Source organism: Rhizobium sp. SU303 (assembly GCF_021052345.1).
GTDB lineage: Bacteria > Pseudomonadota > Alphaproteobacteria > Rhizobiales > Rhizobiaceae > Rhizobium > Rhizobium laguerreae.
Window position 1 is genome coordinate 4,152,501 of sequence record NZ_CP088095.1, and the last position, 20,153, is coordinate 4,172,653.

Annotated in this window: 19 protein-coding genes (1 of these 19 only partly in view); 3 read left to right on the forward strand and 16 right to left on the reverse strand. The window is 62.0% G+C overall.

The window, feature by feature from the left end:
• Positions 1-1,725: the 3' portion of a M23 family metallopeptidase gene (locus RlegSU303_RS20475; protein WP_029871130.1), read on the forward strand. Its footprint begins 216 nt before the window's first position; only the last 1,725 of its 1,941 coding nucleotides appear in the window; its start codon lies off the left edge, out of view; it ends in the stop codon at positions 1,723-1,725.
• Positions 1,726-1,823: 98 nt separating this feature from the next.
• On the opposite strand, the gene clpB is transcribed toward RlegSU303_RS20475, so the two are convergent.
• From clpB to RlegSU303_RS20505, 6 genes are all read right to left on the reverse strand, one after another.
• Entirely contained in the window at positions 1,824-4,424 is a 2,601-nt protein-coding gene (gene clpB, locus RlegSU303_RS20480; RefSeq protein ID WP_131720599.1) for an ATP-dependent chaperone ClpB, read from the reverse strand.
• Between the two features lie 252 nt (positions 4,425-4,676).
• Positions 4,677-5,447, reverse strand: coding sequence for a DUF4167 domain-containing protein (locus RlegSU303_RS20485; RefSeq protein WP_017962252.1), 771 nt, complete (start codon positions 5,445-5,447; stop codon positions 4,677-4,679).
• Positions 5,448-5,788: 341 nt separating this feature from the next.
• Positions 5,789-6,649: a peptide chain release factor N(5)-glutamine methyltransferase gene (gene prmC, locus RlegSU303_RS20490; RefSeq protein WP_017962253.1), complete on the reverse strand. Its 861-nt coding sequence runs from the start codon at positions 6,647-6,649 to the stop codon at positions 5,789-5,791.
• Positions 6,646-7,725: a peptide chain release factor 1 gene (prfA, locus tag RlegSU303_RS20495; protein ID WP_027666756.1), complete on the reverse strand. Its 1,080-nt coding sequence runs from the start codon at positions 7,723-7,725 to the stop codon at positions 6,646-6,648. Before prfA ends, prmC begins: the two co-directional genes overlap by 4 nt.
• A gap of 28 nt (positions 7,726-7,753) precedes the next feature.
• Entirely contained in the window at positions 7,754-10,021 is a 2,268-nt protein-coding gene (ptsP, locus tag RlegSU303_RS20500) for a phosphoenolpyruvate--protein phosphotransferase (protein WP_017962255.1), read from the reverse strand.
• An 89-nt stretch (positions 10,022-10,110) separates the two neighbouring features.
• On the reverse strand, positions 10,111-11,385 hold the full coding sequence (locus RlegSU303_RS20505; protein ID WP_011653679.1) for an aspartate kinase: 1,275 nt from the start codon (positions 11,383-11,385) through the stop codon (positions 10,111-10,113).
• A gap of 298 nt (positions 11,386-11,683) precedes the next feature.
• On the opposite strand from RlegSU303_RS20505, the gene ubiG reads away from it, so the two are divergent.
• Positions 11,684-12,430: a bifunctional 2-polyprenyl-6-hydroxyphenol methylase/3-demethylubiquinol 3-O-methyltransferase UbiG gene (ubiG, locus tag RlegSU303_RS20510; protein ID WP_131720600.1), complete on the forward strand. Its 747-nt coding sequence runs from the start codon at positions 11,684-11,686 to the stop codon at positions 12,428-12,430.
• 85 nt (positions 12,431-12,515) lie between these two features.
• Here ubiG and RlegSU303_RS20515 read toward each other — a convergent pair whose 3' ends face one another.
• The 4 genes from RlegSU303_RS20515 to RlegSU303_RS20530 are packed head-to-tail and all read right to left on the reverse strand — an operon-like array spanning position 12,516 to position 14,874.
• The gene (locus tag RlegSU303_RS20515) at positions 12,516-12,944 is read right to left on the reverse strand and encodes a DUF1178 family protein (protein ID WP_131720601.1); all 429 of its coding nucleotides are present in this window, start codon (positions 12,942-12,944) and stop codon (positions 12,516-12,518) included.
• Positions 12,941-13,798, reverse strand: coding sequence for a carbon-nitrogen hydrolase family protein (locus tag RlegSU303_RS20520; RefSeq protein ID WP_231283301.1), 858 nt, complete (start codon positions 13,796-13,798; stop codon positions 12,941-12,943). The genes RlegSU303_RS20515 and RlegSU303_RS20520 overlap by 4 nt, the downstream gene beginning before the upstream one ends.
• Positions 13,799-13,808: 10 nt before the next feature.
• On the reverse strand, positions 13,809-14,066 hold the full coding sequence (grxC, locus tag RlegSU303_RS20525) for a glutaredoxin 3 (RefSeq protein WP_011653683.1): 258 nt from the start codon (positions 14,064-14,066) through the stop codon (positions 13,809-13,811).
• Between the two features lie 31 nt (positions 14,067-14,097).
• Positions 14,098-14,874: a ComF family protein gene (locus RlegSU303_RS20530; RefSeq protein WP_231283302.1), complete on the reverse strand. Its 777-nt coding sequence runs from the start codon at positions 14,872-14,874 to the stop codon at positions 14,098-14,100.
• 77 nt (positions 14,875-14,951) lie between these two features.
• Between RlegSU303_RS20530 and RlegSU303_RS20535 the strand changes: the two genes are divergently transcribed.
• Entirely contained in the window at positions 14,952-15,836 is an 885-nt protein-coding gene (locus tag RlegSU303_RS20535) for a methyltransferase domain-containing protein (RefSeq protein ID WP_017962260.1), read from the forward strand.
• 15 nt (positions 15,837-15,851) lie between these two features.
• Here RlegSU303_RS20535 and RlegSU303_RS20540 read toward each other — a convergent pair whose 3' ends face one another.
• The 6 genes from RlegSU303_RS20540 to RlegSU303_RS20565 form a co-directional block, all read right to left on the reverse strand.
• Positions 15,852-16,019 (reverse strand): Flp family type IVb pilin, encoded by a 168-nt coding sequence (locus RlegSU303_RS20540; protein ID WP_151519857.1) that lies wholly within the window; start codon positions 16,017-16,019, stop codon positions 15,852-15,854.
• A gap of 74 nt (positions 16,020-16,093) precedes the next feature.
• A complete protein-coding gene (locus RlegSU303_RS20545; RefSeq protein ID WP_003543245.1) occupies positions 16,094-16,411 on the reverse strand; it encodes a hypothetical protein in 318 nt (105 codons plus the stop codon).
• A gap of 126 nt (positions 16,412-16,537) precedes the next feature.
• Complete coding sequence (mutT, locus tag RlegSU303_RS20550; protein WP_017962262.1) at positions 16,538-16,951, reverse strand: 8-oxo-dGTP diphosphatase MutT; 414 nt, start codon at positions 16,949-16,951, stop codon at positions 16,538-16,540.
• Entirely contained in the window at positions 16,948-17,754 is an 807-nt protein-coding gene (locus tag RlegSU303_RS20555; RefSeq protein WP_168264180.1) for a GNAT family N-acetyltransferase, read from the reverse strand. Before RlegSU303_RS20555 ends, mutT begins: the two co-directional genes overlap by 4 nt.
• Positions 17,735-18,976: a bifunctional glutamate N-acetyltransferase/amino-acid acetyltransferase ArgJ gene (gene argJ / locus RlegSU303_RS20560; protein ID WP_077978064.1), complete on the reverse strand. Its 1,242-nt coding sequence runs from the start codon at positions 18,974-18,976 to the stop codon at positions 17,735-17,737. Before argJ ends, RlegSU303_RS20555 begins: the two co-directional genes overlap by 20 nt.
• 112 nt (positions 18,977-19,088) lie before the next feature.
• Positions 19,089-19,970 carry a peptidylprolyl isomerase gene (locus RlegSU303_RS20565; protein ID WP_077977744.1) on the reverse strand — a complete coding sequence of 294 codons (882 nt, stop codon included), beginning with the start codon at positions 19,968-19,970 and terminating at the stop codon, positions 19,089-19,091.
• Between the last annotated feature and the right edge of the window lie 183 nt (positions 19,971-20,153).

A 20,153-nucleotide genomic window follows, 5' to 3' on the forward strand; every position in this document is an offset into this window, starting at 1 on the left:
GTTGCGGCAGACGCCCATGAGGATACGACAGTGGTCCGCGGTGGCCGGCTGATCGCGCCCGCCATCGCCGCAAAACCGTCCGACCGTGCCATCATGGAAGTCTCGACCGTCGTCCACGACGGCGAAAAGGAAGTCGTGCGCCGCCAGCCCTTCGCGCATGTGAAGATGACGCTGGCCGCCAACCATGTGGCGACGGAAGATTATCCGGACTTCGATCCCCTGGCGATCTTTTCCGCCGACGAGCCGCAGCCCGCGCCGCAAAGCCGCACAGGTGCGCTTTACGGATCCGACGTCGAATCCGAAGTCAGCCTGAAGACCATTCCCTTCCCGACCGGCAAGACCAGCATGCAGATGGCATCCGGCCTGTCGCTCGAGGAGGTCGAAGAGAACGTGCGTTCCAACGGCTCGGTGCTGACGGACGGCAACACGCAGCTCGCAGCCCTTTATTATGTCGATCCGCGTCGTTTCTCCAACGAGGACGCCGATGTCGATCTGACCGCCGGTCTGTCCGCCCGCGTGCTCGAACAGAACATGACGGTCTCCGCATCGGAATCGATCACGCCGCAGACCGAAGAATTCGCCGACGACATCCTGCCGGTGCGCGTCGACACGCCGATCGCCAAAGCGCTAACGGATTCAGGCTATCCGCAGCAATATGCCGATGGCATCGCCGGCTATATCGCGCAGCAACTGGGTTCTCCTGATCTCGACAAGGGCGATGTACTGCGCATCGGCATCATTCAGAAGGGCGAACAGGCAAAGATCATCCGAGCCAGCGTCTATCGCGGCACGCGCCATCTCGTCACCGTGGCCGTCGACGACAAGGGCAGGTACGTGCCCGGCAGCGAGCCGCCGATGCTGGATGCCATCGCCACCGCCTTCGATGACAATTCCTTCGCACCACCGCCCGGCCAGAACCTGCCGCGCGTCTATGACGGCATCTATCGTGCTGCCCTTTCCTACGGCATGACCAAGGATATGACGGCGCTGATCATCAAGCTGCTCGCCAGCAATGTCGATTTCCAGGCGCAGCTGAGGCCGACCGACAGTCTCGAAGCCTTCTTCTCCGTCGCCGACAGCGCCGGTCAGGCGACCGAGGATTCCGAACTGCTCTATGTCAACGCCCGTTTCGGCGATACGCAGACGCGCTTCTACCGTTTCCAGGACCCCGACGACGGCACGGTCGATTATTTCGACGAGAACGGCAAGAGCATCCGCCAGTTCCTGCTGCGCAACCCGGTTCCGAACGGCATCTTCAAATCTGGCTTCGGCATGCGCCGCCACCCGATCCTCGGTTTCGCCCGCATGCACACCGGCGTCGATTGGGCAGCACCGCGCGGCACGGCGATCATCGCCGCCGGCAACGGCACGGTCGAAAAGGCCGGCTGGGATTCCGGCGGTTACGGCAACCAGACGATCGTGCGCCATGCCAACGGCTATGAATCCTCCTACAATCACCAGAGCGCCATCGCCAAGGGCGTCGTCCCCGGCGCCAAGATCCGCCAGGGCCAGGTGATCGGCTGGGTCGGCACGACGGGCGAATCCACCGGCCCGCACCTGCATTACGAGCTGATCGTCAATGGCACCAAGGTCGATCCGCTGCGCATCCGGCTGCCGGGCGGCAAATCGCTGCAGGGCGAGGCGCTGGCGAAATTCGAAGACGAGCGCAAGCGCATCGATACGCTGCTGAACAACCAGACACCAGACCAGGTGGCGAGCAAGTAGCGTCTATCTACGCTGCTTCGCCTCCGACAGACGCCCCGGCCACCCAACGAAAAATGGCGGCCGAAGCCGCCATTTCCCATTCATCCGGCAAACTGGATTTACGCTGCTTCGCTCACCGTCTGCCTTGTCCTGAACTGCAACCGGTCCGAACCGCTCGTCACCGTCACCGTCGATCCATCCGGCACCTGGCCGGACAGGATCTGCTCGGCCAGCGGATCCTGCACGAACTTCTGGATCACCCGCTTCAGCGGCCTTGCGCCGTAGACCGGATCGTAACCCTTGTTCGCCAGCCAATGGCGGGCTTCCTCGTCGAGATCGATGACGATCTTGCGCTCGGATAGCAGAGCCACCAGCCGCTTCAGCTGGATATCGACGATCGCGCCCATCTCCTCGCGCTTCAGGCGATGGAAGAGGATGATCTCGTCGATGCGGTTCAGGAATTCCGGCCGGAAATGTCCGCGCACGACCTCCATCACCTGCTCGCGAACCGTGTCGCTGTCGTCGCCGTCCCTCAGTTGCGTCAGATATTCGGCGCCGAGGTTCGAAGTCATGATGATCATCGTGTTACGGAAGTCGACCGTCCGGCCCTGACCGTCCGTCAGGCGTCCGTCGTCCAGCACCTGCAGCAGGATGTTGAAGACGTCGGGATGCGCCTTTTCGATCTCGTCGAACAGCACGACCTGATAGGGCCTGCGGCGCACCGCTTCCGTCAGCGCTCCGCCTTCGTCATAACCGACATAGCCGGGAGGCGCACCGATCAGCCGGGCAACGGAGTGCTTCTCCATATATTCCGACATATCCATGCGCACCATCGCCGTTTCGTCGTCGAAGAGGAAGCGGGCGAGCGCCTTGGTGAGCTCCGTCTTGCCGACGCCGGTCGGGCCGAGGAAGATGAACGAACCGATCGGCCGGTTCGGATCCTGCAGGCCGGCGCGCGCGCGGCGGACGGCGCGCGACACGGCCTGAACCGCATCGCCCTGACCGATCACCGATTTCGCCAGTTCGTCTTCCATCCGAAGCAGCTTGTCGCGTTCGCCCTCCAGCATCCTGTCGACCGGAATGCCGGTCCAGCGGGACACGACATGGGCGATGTTGTCGGGGATGACCACCTCCTGCACCATCGCGCCGCGGTCGCCATCCTGCTTCTCGGCATCGACGAGCTGCTTTTCAAGATCGGGAATGACGCCGTAGGTCAGCTCGCCGGCACGCTGGAATTCGCCTTTGCGCTGGGCGATCGCCAGTTCGTTGCGGGCATCGTCGAGCTGCTTTTTGAGATCGGCGGCAAGGCCGAGTTTCTGCTTTTCCGCCTGCCAGCGGGCCGTCAGCGCATCGGCCTGTTCCTCGAGATCGGTCACCTCGGTTTCCAGCCGCTTCAGACGGTCGGCGGACGCGACGTCCGTTTCCTTTTTCAGCGCTTCGCGCTCGATCTTCAGCTGCATGATGCGGCGGTCAAGTTCGTCGAGCTCTTCCGGCTTGGAATCCACCTGCATGCGCAGCCGCGCTGCCGCCTCGTCCATCAGGTCGATCGCCTTGTCGGGCAGGAAACGGTCGGTGATATAGCGGTTGGAAAGCGTCGCAGCCGCCACCAACGCCGCATCGGCGATGCGCACCTTGTGGTGCTGCTCGTATTTTTCCTTCAGGCCACGCAGGATCGAGATCGTATCTTCGACCGTCGGTTCGTCGACAACGACGGGCTGGAAGCGGCGGGCAAGAGCCGGATCCTTCTCGACATGTTTGCGATATTCATCGAGCGTCGTCGCGCCGACGCAATGCAGCTCGCCGCGGGCAAGGGCGGGCTTCAGGAGGTTGGAAGCATCCATCGCTCCATCCGCCTTGCCGGCGCCCACCAGCGTGTGCATCTCGTCGATGAACAGGATGATCTCGCCGTTTTCCGCCTGGACTTCATTGAGCACCGCCTTCAGCCGCTCCTCGAATTCGCCGCGGTATTTCGCACCGGCAATCAACGCGCCCATGTCGAGCGCCATCAGTTTCTTGTCCTTGAGCGATTCCGGCACGTCACCGTTGACGATGCGCAGCGCCAGGCCCTCGACGATCGCCGTCTTGCCGACGCCAGGTTCGCCGATCAGCACAGGATTGTTCTTGGTGCGGCGCGAAAGCACCTGGATGGTGCGGCGGATTTCGTCGTCGCGGCCGATCACCGGGTCGAGCTTGCCCTCGCGGGCTTCGGCGGTGAGGTCGCGTGCGAACTTTTTCAGTGAGTCGAAACCCTGCTCGGCATTGGAGGAATCCGCCGTCCGACCCTTGCGGATGTCATTGATGACCTGGTTGAGGCCCTGGGCCGTCACGCCTGAGTTCTTCAGCGTCGAAAAGGTCGAGGCCGAGGATTCGATCGCCAGCGCCTGCAGCAGGCGCTCGACAGTGACGAAGCTGTCGCCGGCCTTCTTCGCCGCTTCTTCGGCGGTCGAAAGGACCTTGGCGAGCGGTTGTGCCAGATAGATGTTGCCGTTGCCGCCGGAGATCTTCGGCAACTTGGCGAGAGCCGCGTCATTGGCCAGGCGGGCGGCCTTGGCATCGCCGCCGGCACGCTCGATCAGCGACGACGCCATGCCCTGATCGTCGTCGAGCAGGACTTTCAGCACATGTTCCGGTGTAAATTGCTGGTGACCCTGCGCCAACGCATAGGTCTGGGCGGACTGGATGAAACCGCGCACCCGCTCCGAATATTTCTCGATATTCATATTCTACCTCCATAGATCGCCCTGCCCTGAAGAGGCGCAGACCGATGATTGAGATCGACCCCCTGAAAAGGCAGGTCGCGCTTTGCCCGGCTGGGATTCGGGCGAAGCAGTTCGAAGAGAATATGGTAGCCGGTTCTGCGAGTTTAAAGAGCCCATAAAATGAAAATCCCCGGCACAAGGCCGGGGATTTTCAAGCTAATTCGAGTAGATGGCATGACCGTCACGCTCTCCCCTGAAGGGAAAGCGAAATCCTCATTCCGAGGCGACGTCAGCCAGCACCGGCGCCTCGGCAGAGGCGCCCTCGCCTTCAGCGGCGGCTTCTTCGCCCTCAGCACCGCGACGCGGGCGACGGGGACGGCTGCCGGTGCTGCGGCGGCGGGGCTGGCGTTCGCGCGGCTGGCCGCCGGCACCTTCCTCGTCCATCGCGACTTCGGCCGGAATGCCTTCGATCTCCGGCTGGGGGCCGGTTCCATCGATGACCTCGGACTGAGGTGCCGGCGCAGGCGCCTGAGAGGCTACCGGCTTCGGCTGTGCCTGCGGCTGGTGCTGTCTGCTCTGCTGCGGCTGGTGCGGCCTGCTCTGCGGCGGCTGGACGATAACGACATCGTCGCCGTCATTGTCATTGTCATTCTCATTGTTGTCCATATCGTCGCCGTCGCGGTCCGCACCTTCGCGATCATTGTACTCGCCACGGTCGTCACGCTGGAAGCGTTCCTGCATCTGCGCTTGGGCGCTGGCGATGATACGATTGTAATGTTCGGCGTGCTGGAGATAGTTCTCGGCCATCACGCGATCGCCGGAGCTTTGGGCGTCGCGGGCGAGCTGCGCGTATTTTTCGGCGATATGCTGCGCCGTACCGCGAATCTTCACATCGGGGCCGGAGCTGTCATAGGACCGGGTCAGCGGATTGCCGCCCTTGCGGTTGAAATTGTTGTTATTGTTATTTCCACCGCCGCCGCCACCGCCGCCGTTGTTATTGTTACCACGCCCTCGACCGCGCTTGTTCTGCTGTCCTGGCCTCATAGATCGTTCACCTGAATTCTCTGTTTGTGATGGATACATGGCACCAACCGCCATGACCGGAAACCGGGTCAGGACCTTTGTGCCGCGAGCATACTGCGCCTTTGCGCCGACCTGCCGCTTGGTTCTCAAGTCAGTTTGACTGATTCACGCATTGGGTCGTGTTCAACCGTTGAAACTCTCGTTTAAAAGAGCGGACCCCCGAGGCAAACCAAGTACCGAACGAATCTCGTTCATTCCTATCTGCCCAACACGTGACCGCAACCTATATTGCTTCACCGGGAAATCCAAGCCTTTTCTTCGCAATAACAATAATGTCTCGCCCAATGCCGCATTATCGTCTTTCACGCGAGCGCGAACACAAGCACCCTGTCGTTCTGACCATAATCTTTCACGGATTTAAGGCACCTGAAGCCTTTCGCTTCAAAGATCGCCGTCACGTCGTTTCGCTGATCGTAGCCGATCTCCAGTCCGACGACCCCATTGGGCCTGATGAACCTTGCCGCATCCTTGGCTATGGCTTTGTAGCCGTCAAGCCCATCCGGGCCGCCATCCAGAGCCGCTGCCGGATCAAATTTAGTCACTTCGGGAGCGAGATCGTGAATGACATTGGAAGCAATATAGGGCGGATTTGAGACAATCGCGTGAAAGGATCCCTGGATGTGCTCGAACCAACTCGACTGTACGGCCTCAAAACGATCCTGCAAGCCGTTTCTTTCTGCATTCGATCTTGCCGTCAAAAGTGCGTCCGCCGATATGTCGCTGCCGACGCCTGACGCATCGGGACATTCGCTCAAAAGCGCAAGGCATATCGCCCCGGTCCCGGTTCCGATGTCAAGGATATGGAGACGGCTTTGCGCCTTTGCAAGGTCTTTGAGATAGATGAGAACCGTATCGACCAGGATTTCCGTATCGGGCCGAGGTTCCAGCGTTTCCGCCGAAAGCCGAAGTGGCAGGCCGTAGAATTCCCGCTCGCCGAGAATGCGATGCACCGGCTCATGACCGAGCCGCCGCTCCAGCGCCTTGAAAATCACTTCGGCCTGCTCGGCAGAAAGCCTCTCGGCCGATCGCGTCAACAACTCGGTCGGCGACAGTTTCAGAAGGCCCGCGACAAGCAGCCGCGCATCGGCCGCCGGGTCGACGATACCGGCTTCGGTGAAGCGGCGGCGCGCTTCGGCAAGCATATCGGCGACCATCGAGCTCATTGTTGCTCGCCGAGCTGCGCCAACTGGCTGGCCTGGTAATCGGCCATCAGCGCGTCGACGACCTCCTCGATCTCGCCTTCCATCATCCGGTCCAGCTTATAGAGCGTCAGATTGATGCGATGGTCCGTCACTCGCCCCTGCGGGAAATTATAGGTGCGGATACGTTCCGATCGGTCGCCGGAGCCGACCTGGCTCTTGCGATCGGCAGAGCGCTCGCTGTCGGCTCTCTGCCGCTCGGCATCGTAAAGCCTGGAGCGTAGCACCTGCATCGCCTTGGCGCGATTTTGGTGTTGCGATTTTTCCGAGCTGGTGACGACAATGCCGCTCGGCAGGTGGGTGATGCGCACAGCCGAGTCCGTCGTATTGACGTGCTGGCCGCCCGCACCCGAAGATCGCATCGTGTCGATGCGGATATCTTCAGCCCGGATCTCGATGTCGATCTCCTCGGCCTCCGGCAGCACCGCAACCGTTGCGGCCGACGTATGGATACGCCCGCCCGCCTCGGTTTCCGGCACGCGTTGCACGCGATGCACGCCGGATTCGAATTTCAGCTTGGCAAAGACCCCCCTGCCGGTGATCGTCGCGATGATTTCCTTGTAGCCGCCGGCTTCGCCCTCACTTGCCGAGAGCACCTCCACCTTCCAGCCCTTTTCGGCCGCAAAGCGCTCATACATGCGAAAGAGATCGCCGGCGAAAAGGGCCGCTTCCGAGCCGCCCGTGCCGGCGCGGATTTCGAGGATGGCGCTCTTTTCGTCGGCTGCGTCCTTCGGCAGGAGCAGGATCTGCATCTCCTGCTCAAGCGCCTCGATCTGTTCCTTCACCTCGGGCAGCTCGAGCTCGGCGAGGTCGCGCATCTCGCGGTCGACCGACCTGTCCTCGAGCAGCGTTTCAAGATCGGCAAGCTCGGCGACCGCCTTCTCATAGACGCGGATCTTCGTCACGACAGGCTGCAGCTCGGAATATTCGGATGCGAGCTTCACATAAACATCGGCCGCCGGGCCAGCCGACATGCGCGCCTCGATCTCGCCGAAACGGCGTTCCAGTTCGCGCATCTTTTCAACGGGAAGCTTCGCCACCCTTCACTCCGATTCTTCTTTTCTCTGTCTAAAGGGGAATATTGTGGCTCTCGGCGAAGCGGGCAAGCACCTCGCGCATCGGCATCATGGCGTGGTGATCATCCAGCACCTCGTCCATCGCCTTCGCCAGTGCCCCGACATCGAGCCCGAGCAGCATCGCCTTCACCGGTCCGATCGAGGCCGGCGACATTGAGATCGAGCGGAAGCCAATGCCGAGCAGCGCCATCGCCGAGATCGGTTTGCTGGCGAGTTCGCCGCAGAGCGTCACCGGCGTCTTGTTCCGGTCCGCCCCGCGTACGATATCGCGCAGGATGCGCAAGAACGGCTTGCCAAGCGGGTCGAAGCGGTCAGAGACCCGCGCATTGCCGCGATCGACCGCCATCGCGAACTGGAAGAGATCGTTCGAGCCGACCGATACGAAATCCACCGCCTCCATCAGCTCGTCGAGCTGCCAAAGCAGTGCCGGCACCTCCAGCATCGCCCCGAATTGCAGCTTGCGCGGCAGCCCGTGACCGAAACGCGAGAGATGCTGCACTTCTTTCTGCAACAGCTCGCGCACCATCCTCAGCTCGGAAACCTCGGTCACCATCGGCACCATCAGCTTCAGCTCGGTGTCGGCCGATGCCTTTAGCAGAGCGCGCAGCTGGGTGCGCAACAGTCCCGGCCGGTCGAGCGACAGCCGGATGGCGCGCCAGCCGAGGGCCGGATTTTCTTCTTCATGGCCGCGGAAATACGGCACGACCTTGTCGCCGCCGATATCGAGCGTACGGAAGGTGACGGTGCGGCCCGCCGCCTGCTTAATCACATTGCGATAGAACTGCTCCTGCTCCTCCGCCTTCGGCATGGTGGAGGCGATCATGAACTGCAGCTCGGTGCGGAAGAGTCCGATGCCCTCGGCACCCGATTCCGAAAGCTGCGGCAGGTCGACCAGCAGGCCGGCATTCATCATCAGCGCGATCCGCTGCCCATCCTTGGTGACCGGCTCGACGGCGCGCAGCGCCCGGAACTGCTCCTGCCGCCTGGCGCGGAAGCGAACCTTTTCCTCGTAGGAACGCCGGTGATCGGCCATCGGCCGCAGATGCACATGTCCCTCGTCGGCGTCGATGATCACCGCATCGCCGTTCTCGGCGAGCGCCACCACGCCCGCCGCCTGGCCGATGACGGGAATGCCCATGGCCCGCGCAACGATCACCACGTGGCTTGTCACCGCCCCTTCTTCCAGCACCAGCCCACGGACATTAGAACGCGGATAATCGAGCAGTTCGGCCGCCCCCATCGCGCGCGCCAGGATAATTGCGTCGCTGGGGAAACCTTCGGCGGTCGTCCGGCCGGTATAACCGGTCAACTGTCTGAGCAGCCGATTCGCCAGATCCTCGAAGTCATGCATGCGTTCGCGCAGATAAGGGTCGGTCAACCGCATCATCCGCGCCTTGGTGTCGCTCTGCACCTTCTCGACCGCCGCTTCCGCCGTCAGGCCGTTGCGGATCGCTTCCTCAAGCTTGCGCACCCAGCCCTGGTCATGCGCGAACATGCGGTAGGTTTCGAGCACGTCGCGATGCTCGCCCTCCATCGACACGTCGCGACGCGACAGCATGTCGTCGATCGAAATCCTGAGCGAGCCCATGGCTTCGGCCAGCCGTCGGATTTCCTTCTCGGTATCTTCGTTCAGCAGATTGGTGACGACGATGCGCGGCTCGTGCAGCACGACGTAACCGAGGCCGATGCCGTCATTATAAGTATCACCGTCAACCGTCACCGAACGCGTCAGGTCGAGTTCGAGGCCCGGCTTGGTGATCTTCTTGAGCTCGCCGGTGGCGATCATCTCTGCAAGCACCATCGCCGTCGTCTCGAGCGCTTCCAGCTCTTCCTCACGATAGTTTCGGCTCGCCTTGTTCTGCACGACGAGAACGCCGAGCGAGCGCCCGGTCCTAAGGATCGGCACGCCGAGGAAGGAATGGTAGATTTCTTCGCCCGTTTCCGGCAGGTAGCGGAAGGCAGGGTGCGACTGCGCGTCGGAAAGGTTCAGCGGCTGGGCCGAGGCCGCGATGGTCCCGACCAGGCCCTGCCCCATCTTCAATTGCGCCAGGTGCACGGCCTCGCGGTTGAGGCCTTCGGTCGCATAGAGTTCGAGGACGCCGTCGGCGCGCAGCACATAGACGGAGCAAACCTCCGCCACCATGTTGCCGGCGATCTGGCGGACGATCCGGTCAAGACGCTCCTGCGGCTCCAGCGGCTCCGCCATCAACTCGCGCAGCCGCCTGAGCAGCACGCGCGGACCGCCGGAAAGGTCTCTCATGGCGTCTCAAGCTCCCGAAACAACGCACTTAGTCCCCGGCGGGCCGGCCTCATCTCCTCAACCTGAAGGGGCAGGCCGCCCGCTGGGAATCAATTCTTATCCAGACCGTAGCAGGAATGCAAAGTCCTGACAGCGAGTTCTGCATAGGGACCGTCGATCAGGATGGAAATCTTGATCTCGGAGGTGGTGATCGCCTTGATGTTGATGCCTTTTTCGGCAAGTGCACGAAATGCGGTAGCGGCAACGCCCGCATGACTGCGCATGCCGATGCCGATGACCGATACTTTCACCAGCCCCGATTCGTTTTGCACGACATCGTAGCCGATCTTCTCCTTATGGTCGCCGAGTACCTTGATCGCCTTCTCGACGTCGCCTGATGGCACGGTGAAGGTCATGTCGGTCTTCGACCCGTCCTCGGAAATATTTTGGACGATCATGTCGACATTGATATGGGATTCGGCGAGCGGCCCGAAGATCGCTGCAGAAACGCCCGGCCGGTCGGCAAGACGGCGAAGCGAGATCTGAGCCTCATCCTTGGCATAGGCGATGCCGGTGACTACTTCCTGTTCCACGATTTCATCCTCGTCACAAATCAGCGTTCCGGGCGGGTTCAGCAGATCGCCCATGCCCGGAGCATCGGGATCTTCGAATGATGAGCGCACGAAGGTGCGCACCTTGTGTACCATGGCAAGCTCGACCGAGCGCACCTGCAGTACCTTGGCGCCGAGCGATGCCATTTCCAGCATTTCTTCGAAGGCGATCTTCTTCAGCCTGCGCGCCTTCGGCACGATGCGCGGGTCGGTCGTGTAGACGCCGTCGACATCGGTATAGATATCGCAGCGATCCGCCTTGACAGCTGCCGCGATTGCAACGGCCGAAGTGTCCGATCCGCCGCGCCCGAGCGTCGCGATACGGTTGTCGGGTCCCAGCCCCTGAAAGCCGGAGATCACGGCGACCTGCCCCTCGCCCATCCGTTTGACGATGTCGGAGCCGTCGATCTCCATGATCCGTGCCGCGCCATGCGCGTTGTCGGTGCGGATCGGGATCTGCCATCCTTGCCAGGAACGCGCATTGATATCCATCGCCTGCAATGCGATCGCCAGCAGCCCCGAGGTCACCTGCTCGCCAGATGCGACCACCGCGTCATATTCCCGCGCATCGTAAAACGGAGAATTGGCGCCGATCACTTTCGGCGTGCCCTGGACCCAGCCGACCAGTTCATTGGTCTTGCCGGACATGGCCGACACCACCACCGCCACCTCGTGCCCGGCATCGACTTCGCGTTTTACGTGGCGGGCAACGTTCTTGATGCGGTCCAGGTCAGCGACGGACGTGCCGCCGAATTTCATTACGATGCGTGCCATATGCCTCTACCACGACTGGCGCCGGGAAATCGGAAAACCGGACCCGGCATCACGAAAGCTCTGGGGCAGACCGTTTGGGCCAAAGAGCCGGATTTCCAACTTCTGGAACCGCTCTAAAAGCCCAGGCCCTAAAGGCCCCAAGTTGCGGCGTCTCTTAGCGAGTTTGACGGGGGGAGGCAAGCGCACGCGATAAAAGCTATTGGTGAGCGGTTCCGGGCTCGCCAGTCCCCTGATCCGCGCCCCTTGACTTATGCCCCCGATAATCCGACTTCACATGTCACGAATGAAGGAGTGGACGATGACGGAAGGCGCCAAAAGCACGATCGACCAGGGCGAAGTGGACCGCTTCTCGGCGATGGCGGCGGAATGGTGGAGCCCGACCGGCAAGTTCAAACCACTGCACAAGTTCAATCCCGTCCGGCTCGCCTATATCCGCGACAAGGCCTGCGAGAATTTCAGCCGTGATCCAAAAAGCGCCCGCCCGCTCGAGGGGCTGCGCGTGCTCGATATCGGCTGCGGCGGCGGTCTGTTGTCCGAACCTGTCGCCCGCATGGGCGCTTCCGTCGTCGGCGCCGATCCGTCCGAGAAGAATATCGGCATCGCCTCCACCCATGCGAAGGCCTCCGGCGTTTCGGTCGACTATCGCGCCGTCACCGCCGAGGAACTCGCGGACGCCGGCGAGACCTTTGATATCGTCTTGAACATGGAAGTGGTGGAGCACGTCGCCGATGTCGAATTCTTCATGACCACCTGCGCAAAAATGGTCCGCCCCGGCGGCCTGATCTTCGTTGCCACCATCAACCGCACGATGAAGGCGGCAGCGCTTGCCATTTTCGCCGCCGAGAACATTCTACGCTGGCTGCCGCGCGGCACCCATCAGTATGAAAAGCTGGTGCGGCCGGAAGAACTGGAAAAGCCGCTGGTGACAAGCGGCCTTGAGATCACCGACCGCACCGGCGTCTTCTTCAATCCGCTGTCGAACCAGTGGAACCTGTCCAAGGATATGGATGTGAATTATATGCTGCTGGCGAAGCGGCCGGCATAGTTTCCTCCGCCAGTAAGCCGGCTACACTTTCAGCAGCTCGACCTGCAGGCTGAAATTGCAGACGGCCAGACGCGCGGACTGCATGTCAGTTCACGTCTTCCGGCAAAACCGGAATGGCTGCGATCTCGATGCCCTCTTCCAAGAGCGCCTGCGCCTCGTCGACTGTCGCCTGGCCGATGATGCCGCGGGCATCCGCCTCACCATAGTGGATCTTGCGGGCTTCTTCGGGAAACTTCGTGCCGACATCCTCGGAATTGGCCTTGACCGCCGCAACGGCCTCCTTGAGCTTTTGCAGGGCCTCGCGGCGCATGGCATCCATCGCCAGCGTCTGCATCTTGTCTTTCCCACGCGCGGTCGATACCGACGGCGCCATCAACAGCTTGGAAATGGCAGCGGAATGACAGACCGGGCAGGTCAGGAAACCGGTTTCGAGCTGACGGTCGAAATCGGCGCTTTCCGAAAACCAGCCTTCGAATTCATGGGCATTGTCACAGGTGAGGGAATAGCGGATCAAGCGGCGACGCCTCCGGCGATTGCGCCCGCAATCTTCTCGACCGAGAATTCCCGGCCATTCCTCAGGTTCGGGATCTTGTCATGTGCGGCCTTGACCGCACTCGGATCGATCTCGGCGACGATGACCGCCTCGCCGGTGGCACCGGCCGACGCCAGCACCGTGCCCCAGGGATCGATGATCATCGAATGGCCGAAAGTCTCGCGCCCATCCTCATGCCGGCCGGCCTGCGCGGCGGCGATGACGAAGACCCCGTTCTCGATCGCGCGTGCCCTGAGCAGGATCTCCCAATGCGCCTCGCCGGTCTGCTTGGTGAAGGCGGCAGGAACTGTCATCACCTCGGCGCCGGCAACCGCCTGGGCGCGGAAGAGTGCGGGAAACCGCACATCGTAGCAGATTGCAAAGCCCATTTCGGCAAAGGGCAGCGACAGGACGCGGGCCTCCGAGCCGGCCGTATAGGCGGCACTTTCACGCCAGCTCTCGCCATTGTCGAGGTTGACGTCGAACATGTGGATCTTGTCGTAACGATTGAGGATCTTACCGTCGGGGCCGAACAGGAAACCGCGATTGGCGATCTTGCCGTCGGCAAGGGCGATCGCCGTCGAACCGACATGCATGTGGATGCCGAGTTCCCTGGCGAGATCTGAGCCGGTCTTGACGATGATGTCATGCGCCTCGTCGGCAAGCACGGCGCGTGCCGCTGTACGGTCGCGCTGCAGCATGCCAGTCATTTCGGGCGTCTGCACATAGGTCGCGCCCTGGCCAGCGGCCTCGCGTACCAGCCGCGCCATGGCGGCGGCATTCCTCGCCGGATCGACCCCGGAGCACATCTGGACGGCGGCGGCCTTGAAGCTCATCGGTTCTTCCTCAGGCTGCCAGCATCGGGTCGAGCTTGCCGGCCCGATCGAGCGCAAAGAGATCGTCGCAACCGCCGACATGATCGGCGCCGATGAAGATCTGCGGAAAAGTGGTACGGCCGTTCGACTTGCCGATCATCTCCTGGCGAAGATCCGGCGAAAAGGTCGCGTCGTGCTCGACATATTCGACACCCTTTTCCTCGAGAAGGGACTTGGCGCGGGTGCAATAGCCGCAGAACTGCCGTGTATAGATTGTGACGGGTACCATAATCTCTCCAGACCGATGCCGGGTATTTCTGTCATATAGGCTCGGAGAGAGCCCTTGCAAAGGTCAAAACCGTTATGTCGGCCGCACCCGCCTTGCGTAGCGTCCGGCTTGCCGCAGCGACCGTCGCCCCTGTTGTATAGACGTCGCCGATAAGCACGATGCGCTTGCCGAAAATGTCGTTTTCGCAGCCCTTGGCGATCGCAAAAGCGCCCCTGACATTGTCTTCTCGCGCCTTGGCGCCAAGGCCGACCTGCTGGCTGGTGCGCTTGACGCGCATAAGCGTGGCAGCCAGCAGCGGCTTGCCCGAGAGCCTTGCCATATGGCGGGCAAGCTCGGCTGCCTGGTTGAACTTGCGCGCCAGCATACGGCTACGGTGCAGCGGCACCGGGATCAGCGCATCGCAGCTTTCGACCGTCCCGTCGGAAGCGCGCAGCATCCAGGCTGCCATCATCGGCGCCAGATCGGTGCGATCGCGATATTTGAGCCCATGGACGAGATCGCGGACCGCGTGGTCGTGGGTCGCCGCCGACCGCAGCCGGTCGAAGGGCGGCGGGTTGGCGATCGCCTCGGCGCTGAGGATCCCGGCGCCGAGATCGTGCGAGAAGGGAATGCCGAGCACTTCGCAATAGGGCCGTTCGATGAAGCGGATACCGGACCAGCATTTCGCACAGAGCCCGCGATGGCCGCCGGTCGAAATGCCGCAGACGGAACAGGCCGGCGGATAGAAGAAATCGGCAAGCGCCGAAAACGGCCGCAAGAGATGCGTGCGCAAGAATTCTGCCGGTCTTTTCAATTCGATTGGCCCCATGCCGCAGAGACTAGCGCGTTCTCCACGAAAGGAAAATCGTCTTGCCGCACAGACGGCGCGGGACTAAGGACATCGCCATGGATACGATCTTCGACAGAGCCCTGATCGCCGCACATCGCCATCGCGCGCTTGCCAACAACGATCCGAAAGCCGCCTTCCTGCTCGACATCGTCGCTGAGGAAATGGGCGAAAGGCTTTCCGTGGTCGAGCGGACTTTCGGGACCGCCGTCGAACTGCATGGCGCGACCGGTGCTGCCGCCCGGGCCGCGCTGGCAACGGGCAAGATCGGTACGATGATCCGCGTTGAAAGCGAGAAGGCCTATGCCGGGCCGGACGAAATCTTGATCGAGGCGCCGCTCGAGGACGTGCCGCTCGAACCGCAATCGGCCAATCTCATCCTTGCGCCGCTTAGCCTGCATCTGACCAACGATACGCCGGGTGTCTTCATCCAGATCCGCCGCGCCCTGAAGCCGGACGGCCTTTTCCTGGCCGCGATCCCCGGCGCCGGCACCCTGCAGGAACTGCGCGACGTGCTGCTGACCGCCGAGGTCGAGATGACAGGTGGCGCAAGCCCGCGTGTCATTCCCTTCGCCGATGTGCGCGATGTCGGCAGCCTCATGCAGCGCGCCGGCTTCACGTTGCCGGTGATCGATGCGGAGAATTATACGGTGCGCTATGATTCGCTCTTTCCGCTGATGCGGGATCTGAGAGCGATGGGCATGAGCAATCCGCTTGCAGCCCGCGCCCGGATGCCACTGACGCGCGCCTTCTTCCTGCGCGCAGCGGAGATCTACGCCGAACGTTATGCCGATCCCGACGGACGTATCCGCGCCACCTTCTCGATCATCTATGTCTCGGGATGGGCTGCCCACGAGAGCCAGCAAAAGCCGCTCAAGCCGGGTTCGGCCAAGGCGCGCCTTGCCGATGCACTGAAGGTGGACGAACACAAGCTCAAGCAGTAACGCCCGGCTGCTTCTTCAATTCACCGTCATATTGTTGTTGATCACGTTGAAGACGTCCTGCAAGGCGCCGGTGAAGAACCCCAGACCGGAGATGAGTGCGCCACAAATGAGGGCGGCGATCAAGCCATACTCAATTGCCGTCGCACCTCTGCTATCTGCAAGAAATGCTCTCAAAATACGCATTATTACGAGACCCTCTGAGCGAGACCGACGGCAAACGACCAATTCCACGACCATCGGGCGACGGCCGCCATTTTTCAGCAGCCGGCGCCGACGCCATAGCCCTGGACGACGCAGACCGAACCGGGCGTATCCTGGAGGACACTGCGGCGGATCGTATAACGCTTGCCACTTTCGCTCTTGGGGATCGATCCCGTCGTGATCGTATCGAAATCCGCCGGAGCACTGGCAAAGACGCTTTTCTTCGAGGAATCCGCAAGCATTGGCGTCAGAATAAGCGTCAGCGCGACTACCGCCGTGCCGAACAGGAGGGCGATATTCAGCGCACCCGTCCTGCGCGAGGCAGACGAGGCCCGTTCCTTTTCCCGGACAGCTTTCCAGAAATCATCGTCCATGACGTCAAGCCTTTTAATACACGCACGCCAGATGCTTGATTGAGGCCGATCTTTGGCAGAAGGTGTTAAACGATCCATTAATATCCACAGCCGAAAATGGTGTGGCACAATAATAATCAGATAATGCTAAAGTAAATCCTGCAACATCGGGATGAGCGGCTCGTCGGCCGGAGGCATCGGATATTCGCGCAGCGCCTGCGGGCGCACCCATTTCAGCGCCTGGCCCTCCCGGCCCTGGGGAATGCCCTCATAGCGCCGGCAGATATAAAGCGGCATCAAAAGGTGGAAGGTCTCGTAGGAGTGGCTGGCAAAGGTAAGCGGCGCAAGGCAGGCGATCTTGGTGTTGATGCCGAGCTCTTCCTCGAGCTCGCGCACCAGCGTTTCCTCCGGCGTCTCACCCGGCTCGACCTTGCCGCCGGGAAACTCCCAGAGCCCGGCGAGCGACTTTCCCTCGGGGCGCTGTGCCAACAGGATACGCCCATCGGCATCGATCAGCGCACAGGCGGCGACCAGCAATATCTTCCGGCCTGCCTCGCTCATCGCGGCTCCTGCTGCCAATAGCAATAATGATAGGCGTCGCGAAAACCGAGGCGCTCATAAAGTGCGATGGCCGGTCGGTTGGACAGCTTCACCTGCAGCCAGGCCGAACGGGCACTGCGCATGCGCGCCCAGCGCAGCGCCGAGGTCAGGATTTCGGTGCCGAGCCCTTCGCGCCGCCGCGCCTCGGACACCGAAAGCGACATGATGCCGGCGAGGTCGTTGTCCTGGACGCAGAGCACGGTCGCAAGCGGGCCGTCCGCCGCGTTCTCGATCATGAACAGGCCGGATGGCGGCTTGATCGCCGAAATGATTTCGGCAAGCGCCGGCTTCAGCCTCAGTGGCGCCTGGTCGACGGCGAGGTTGGCGTCGACGAAACGACCGACATCATGGGTCGGCAGGTGATCGAGCGTATCCGGCAGCTCCGCCTCGGCAAGGTCGCATGTCATCACCACCGTATCGTCGAAGCGCGTCCAGTTCTGCGCGCGCAGAAGTTCGATCAGCACCGGCGAGGCAAGCGGCGTCTGGCGGACCACGGCGGCGCGGCCATAGGCCTCGAACTTCCGGCTCGCCTTTTCCAGGCGGATTTCGACGTCGCGATGATCCGAGGGATCGAGCGGTACGATCGAGTTCAGCCGGTTGGACGGGTGACCGGCCGTCAGCCGCACCTGCCAGCTGCCGTCATATTGCACGGAAGCCGCCGGCCAGGCGCGGAAGCCAACGGCCTCCAGCCTACGCACCAGTGGCAGATTGTGTGAAGAAATGGATGCCTGCGCCAATGAACGATCAGCTCCGATAGTCGCCATTGATCGCAACATATTCCTTGGTGAGGTCGCAGGTCCAGACGGTTGCCGAACCAGTGCCGAGCCCGATATCGACTTTGACGGGGATATCCTGCGCCTTCATGACGTCCGAGGCAGCCGCCTCGGAATAATCGGGATCACGCTCGCCATTGACGGCGACCCTGATATCGCCGAACCAGATGGCGAGCCGGTCGCGGTCGGCCATCTCGCCGGATTTGCCGACGGCCATGACGATACGGCCCCAATTGGCGTCTTCGCCGGCGGCCGCGGTCTTGACCAGCGGCGAATTGGCGATCGACAGCGCGATGCGCTTGGCGGCGGCATCGCTCTCGGCCCCCGTCACGGTGATTTCGAGCATCTTGGTGGCACCCTCGCCGTCGCGCACCACCTGCAGCGACAGATCCTTCAGCACTTCGTTGAGCGCGGCCCGGAAGGCGGCAAGCCGCGGGTCGTCGGCGCGTTCGATGCGGGCCTGGCCGTCCTCGGCCGCCGCACCCGTCGCAAACAGCATCAGTGTGTCCGAGGTGGAGGTGTCGCTGTCGACGGTCATGGAATTGAAGGTCGGGCCGACGCCGTCGGACAGCAGCGCCTGCAGCGCGGCAGGCGCAATGTCGGCATCGGTGACGACGAATGAGAGCATCGTTGCCATATCAGGCGCGATCATGCCGGCACCCTTGGCGATACCGTTGATCGTCACGGCCACGCCGCCGATCTCGGCGCTGCGGGTCGAAACCTTCGGATAGGTGTCGGTCGTCATGATCGCCTTGGCGGCCTCGAACCAGAAATCGCCGGTCGCTTCGACCTGCATCCGATCTAGAACGCCTGCGAATTTGGTGGCATCGAGCGGCTCGCCGATGACCCCGGTCGAGGCCAGGTAGACCTCGTTTTCGGCGCAGCCGACGGCAGCGGCAGCCGACTTCGCCGTCAGCGCGGTCGCCTGGCGGCCCTTCAGGCCGGTGAAAGCATTGGCATTGCCTGAATTGACGACGACGGCACGCGCGCTGCCATGGGGGAGATTGGCCCGGCAGAAATCGACCGGCGCCGACGGGCATTTCGAGCGGGTAAAGACGCCCGCGACAGCCGCCGGCTTATCGAAGACCATCATCAGCACGTCGGTGCGGTTCTTGTACTTGATGCCGGCGGAAGCCGTCGCCAGGCGCACGCCGCGCAGCGGCGGCATCGAGACGAAGGATTTCGGAGCGAGCGGAGAGACGGAACCGGACATGATGAGACCTGCCAATGAGCATTTCCAGGCGAAATGGAAACCGGTTCGCCGTCCGGAAATGCGACAACCACGATAGTGAAGGGCCCGGAAGAACCGGGCCCTGATGCGACTATTACTGCTGCGGCACCGGCGCGACGGGCTCGCTGCCCGGCTCCGGCTGTTTGTTTGCCTGGTCGTAACCCTTGCGCAGCGTCTCGTCCGTGATCTCGATCTTGGCGGACGCCTTCGCCTGGTTCAGAAGCGCAAGATACTTGTCGCGCATGACGAGTTGACGAACCTGATCCTGCACCTGCTCGAAGGGCGGCGGCGGGGCATCGCGCTTATCTTCGACCTTGATGACATGGAAGCCGAAATCGGTCTTGACGGGCGTCTTGGAATAGGTGCCCTTCTCAAGCGCGAAGGCTGCGTCTTCGAATTCCTTGACCATGCGGCCGCGCGAGAAATAGCCGAGATCGCCGCCTTCCGACTTGTTCGGATCGGTGGACTTTTCCTTGGCGAGTTCGGCGAAATCCTTGCCGGCGTCGAGCTGCTTGATGATGTCCTTGGCTTCGTCCTCGGTCTTGACGAGGATGTGGCGGGCGTGGACTTCCTCCTGCTTCGGCAGGGCGGCGACTTCCTTGTCGTAACGGGCTTTGACTTCGTCAGGCGTCACGATATCGACGACATGTTTCTTGAAATAGGCATTGTGCAACTCGCGGTCGGAGAGATACTGCATGCGCTTCTTGAATTCGTCGGTCTGATCAAGCTTCTCGGTGGCAGCGTCGGCGGCGAGCAGCTTCACGTCGATGGCTGCGGAAAGGGCTGCGACCTTCTTCTGGTCATCGGGAAGCTGCGCCAGCTGGGGATCGAGATTGGCGACGGCGAGGTCGAGTTCCGACTGGTGGATCTCCAGGGTGCCAACCTTGGCGATGACGGCGTCATCGGCATAGGCCGGGGCCTGGAGCGCAACAAAGGTTGCAAACGCCAGAACGGCAAGTTTGTTGGTGCTCAACATGAAATACCCTTCACAGTTACATTGCCGGTTTCAGCATCCCCTGAATCCAGCCCAAAATAGCCATCAACACTGGATTGTGGCCTTTCTGTATCCGCCAAATCCGTTGACATCATTCGACCCCCCTCTTATCTGTCACGCAACCTCGCGTCCAGAACAGTTTCCGGGCGTTTTAAGGCGCGCGCC

What these genes read in the sequence shown, in the direction of transcription:
- RlegSU303_RS20530 (WP_231283302.1), bottom strand. Translation starts at nt 14,874, where the DNA reads ATGGGGCCAATCGAATTGAAAAGACCGGCAGAATTCTTGCGCACGCAT.
- ubiG (WP_131720600.1), top strand. Translation starts at nt 11,684, where the DNA reads ATGACGGAAGGCGCCAAAAGCACGATCGACCAGGGCGAAGTGGACCGC.
- RlegSU303_RS20540 (WP_151519857.1), bottom strand. Translation starts at nt 16,019, where the DNA reads ATGCGTATTTTGAGAGCATTTCTTGCAGATAGCAGAGGTGCGACGGCA.
- RlegSU303_RS20565 (WP_077977744.1), bottom strand. Translation starts at nt 19,970, where the DNA reads ATGTTGAGCACCAACAAACTTGCCGTTCTGGCGTTTGCAACCTTTGTT.
- grxC (WP_011653683.1), bottom strand. Translation starts at nt 14,066, where the DNA reads ATGGTACCCGTCACAATCTATACACGGCAGTTCTGCGGCTATTGCACC.
- RlegSU303_RS20555 (WP_168264180.1), bottom strand. Translation starts at nt 17,754, where the DNA reads ATGGCGACTATCGGAGCTGATCGTTCATTGGCGCAGGCATCCATTTCT.
- ptsP (WP_017962255.1), bottom strand. Translation starts at nt 10,021, where the DNA reads ATGAGAGACCTTTCCGGCGGTCCGCGCGTGCTGCTCAGGCGGCTGCGC.
- RlegSU303_RS20545 (WP_003543245.1), bottom strand. Translation starts at nt 16,411, where the DNA reads ATGGACGATGATTTCTGGAAAGCTGTCCGGGAAAAGGAACGGGCCTCG.
- RlegSU303_RS20535 (WP_017962260.1), top strand. Translation starts at nt 14,952, where the DNA reads ATGGATACGATCTTCGACAGAGCCCTGATCGCCGCACATCGCCATCGC.
- mutT (WP_017962262.1), bottom strand. Translation starts at nt 16,951, where the DNA reads ATGAGCGAGGCAGGCCGGAAGATATTGCTGGTCGCCGCCTGTGCGCTG.
- RlegSU303_RS20505 (WP_011653679.1), bottom strand. Translation starts at nt 11,385, where the DNA reads ATGGCACGCATCGTAATGAAATTCGGCGGCACGTCCGTCGCTGACCTG.
- argJ (WP_077978064.1), bottom strand. Translation starts at nt 18,976, where the DNA reads ATGTCCGGTTCCGTCTCTCCGCTCGCTCCGAAATCCTTCGTCTCGATG.
- clpB (WP_131720599.1), bottom strand. Translation starts at nt 4,424, where the DNA reads ATGAATATCGAGAAATATTCGGAGCGGGTGCGCGGTTTCATCCAGTCC.
- RlegSU303_RS20485 (WP_017962252.1), bottom strand. Translation starts at nt 5,447, where the DNA reads ATGAGGCCAGGACAGCAGAACAAGCGCGGTCGAGGGCGTGGTAACAAT.
- RlegSU303_RS20520 (WP_231283301.1), bottom strand. Translation starts at nt 13,798, where the DNA reads ATGAGCTTCAAGGCCGCCGCCGTCCAGATGTGCTCCGGGGTCGATCCG.
- prmC (WP_017962253.1), bottom strand. Translation starts at nt 6,649, where the DNA reads ATGAGCTCGATGGTCGCCGATATGCTTGCCGAAGCGCGCCGCCGCTTC.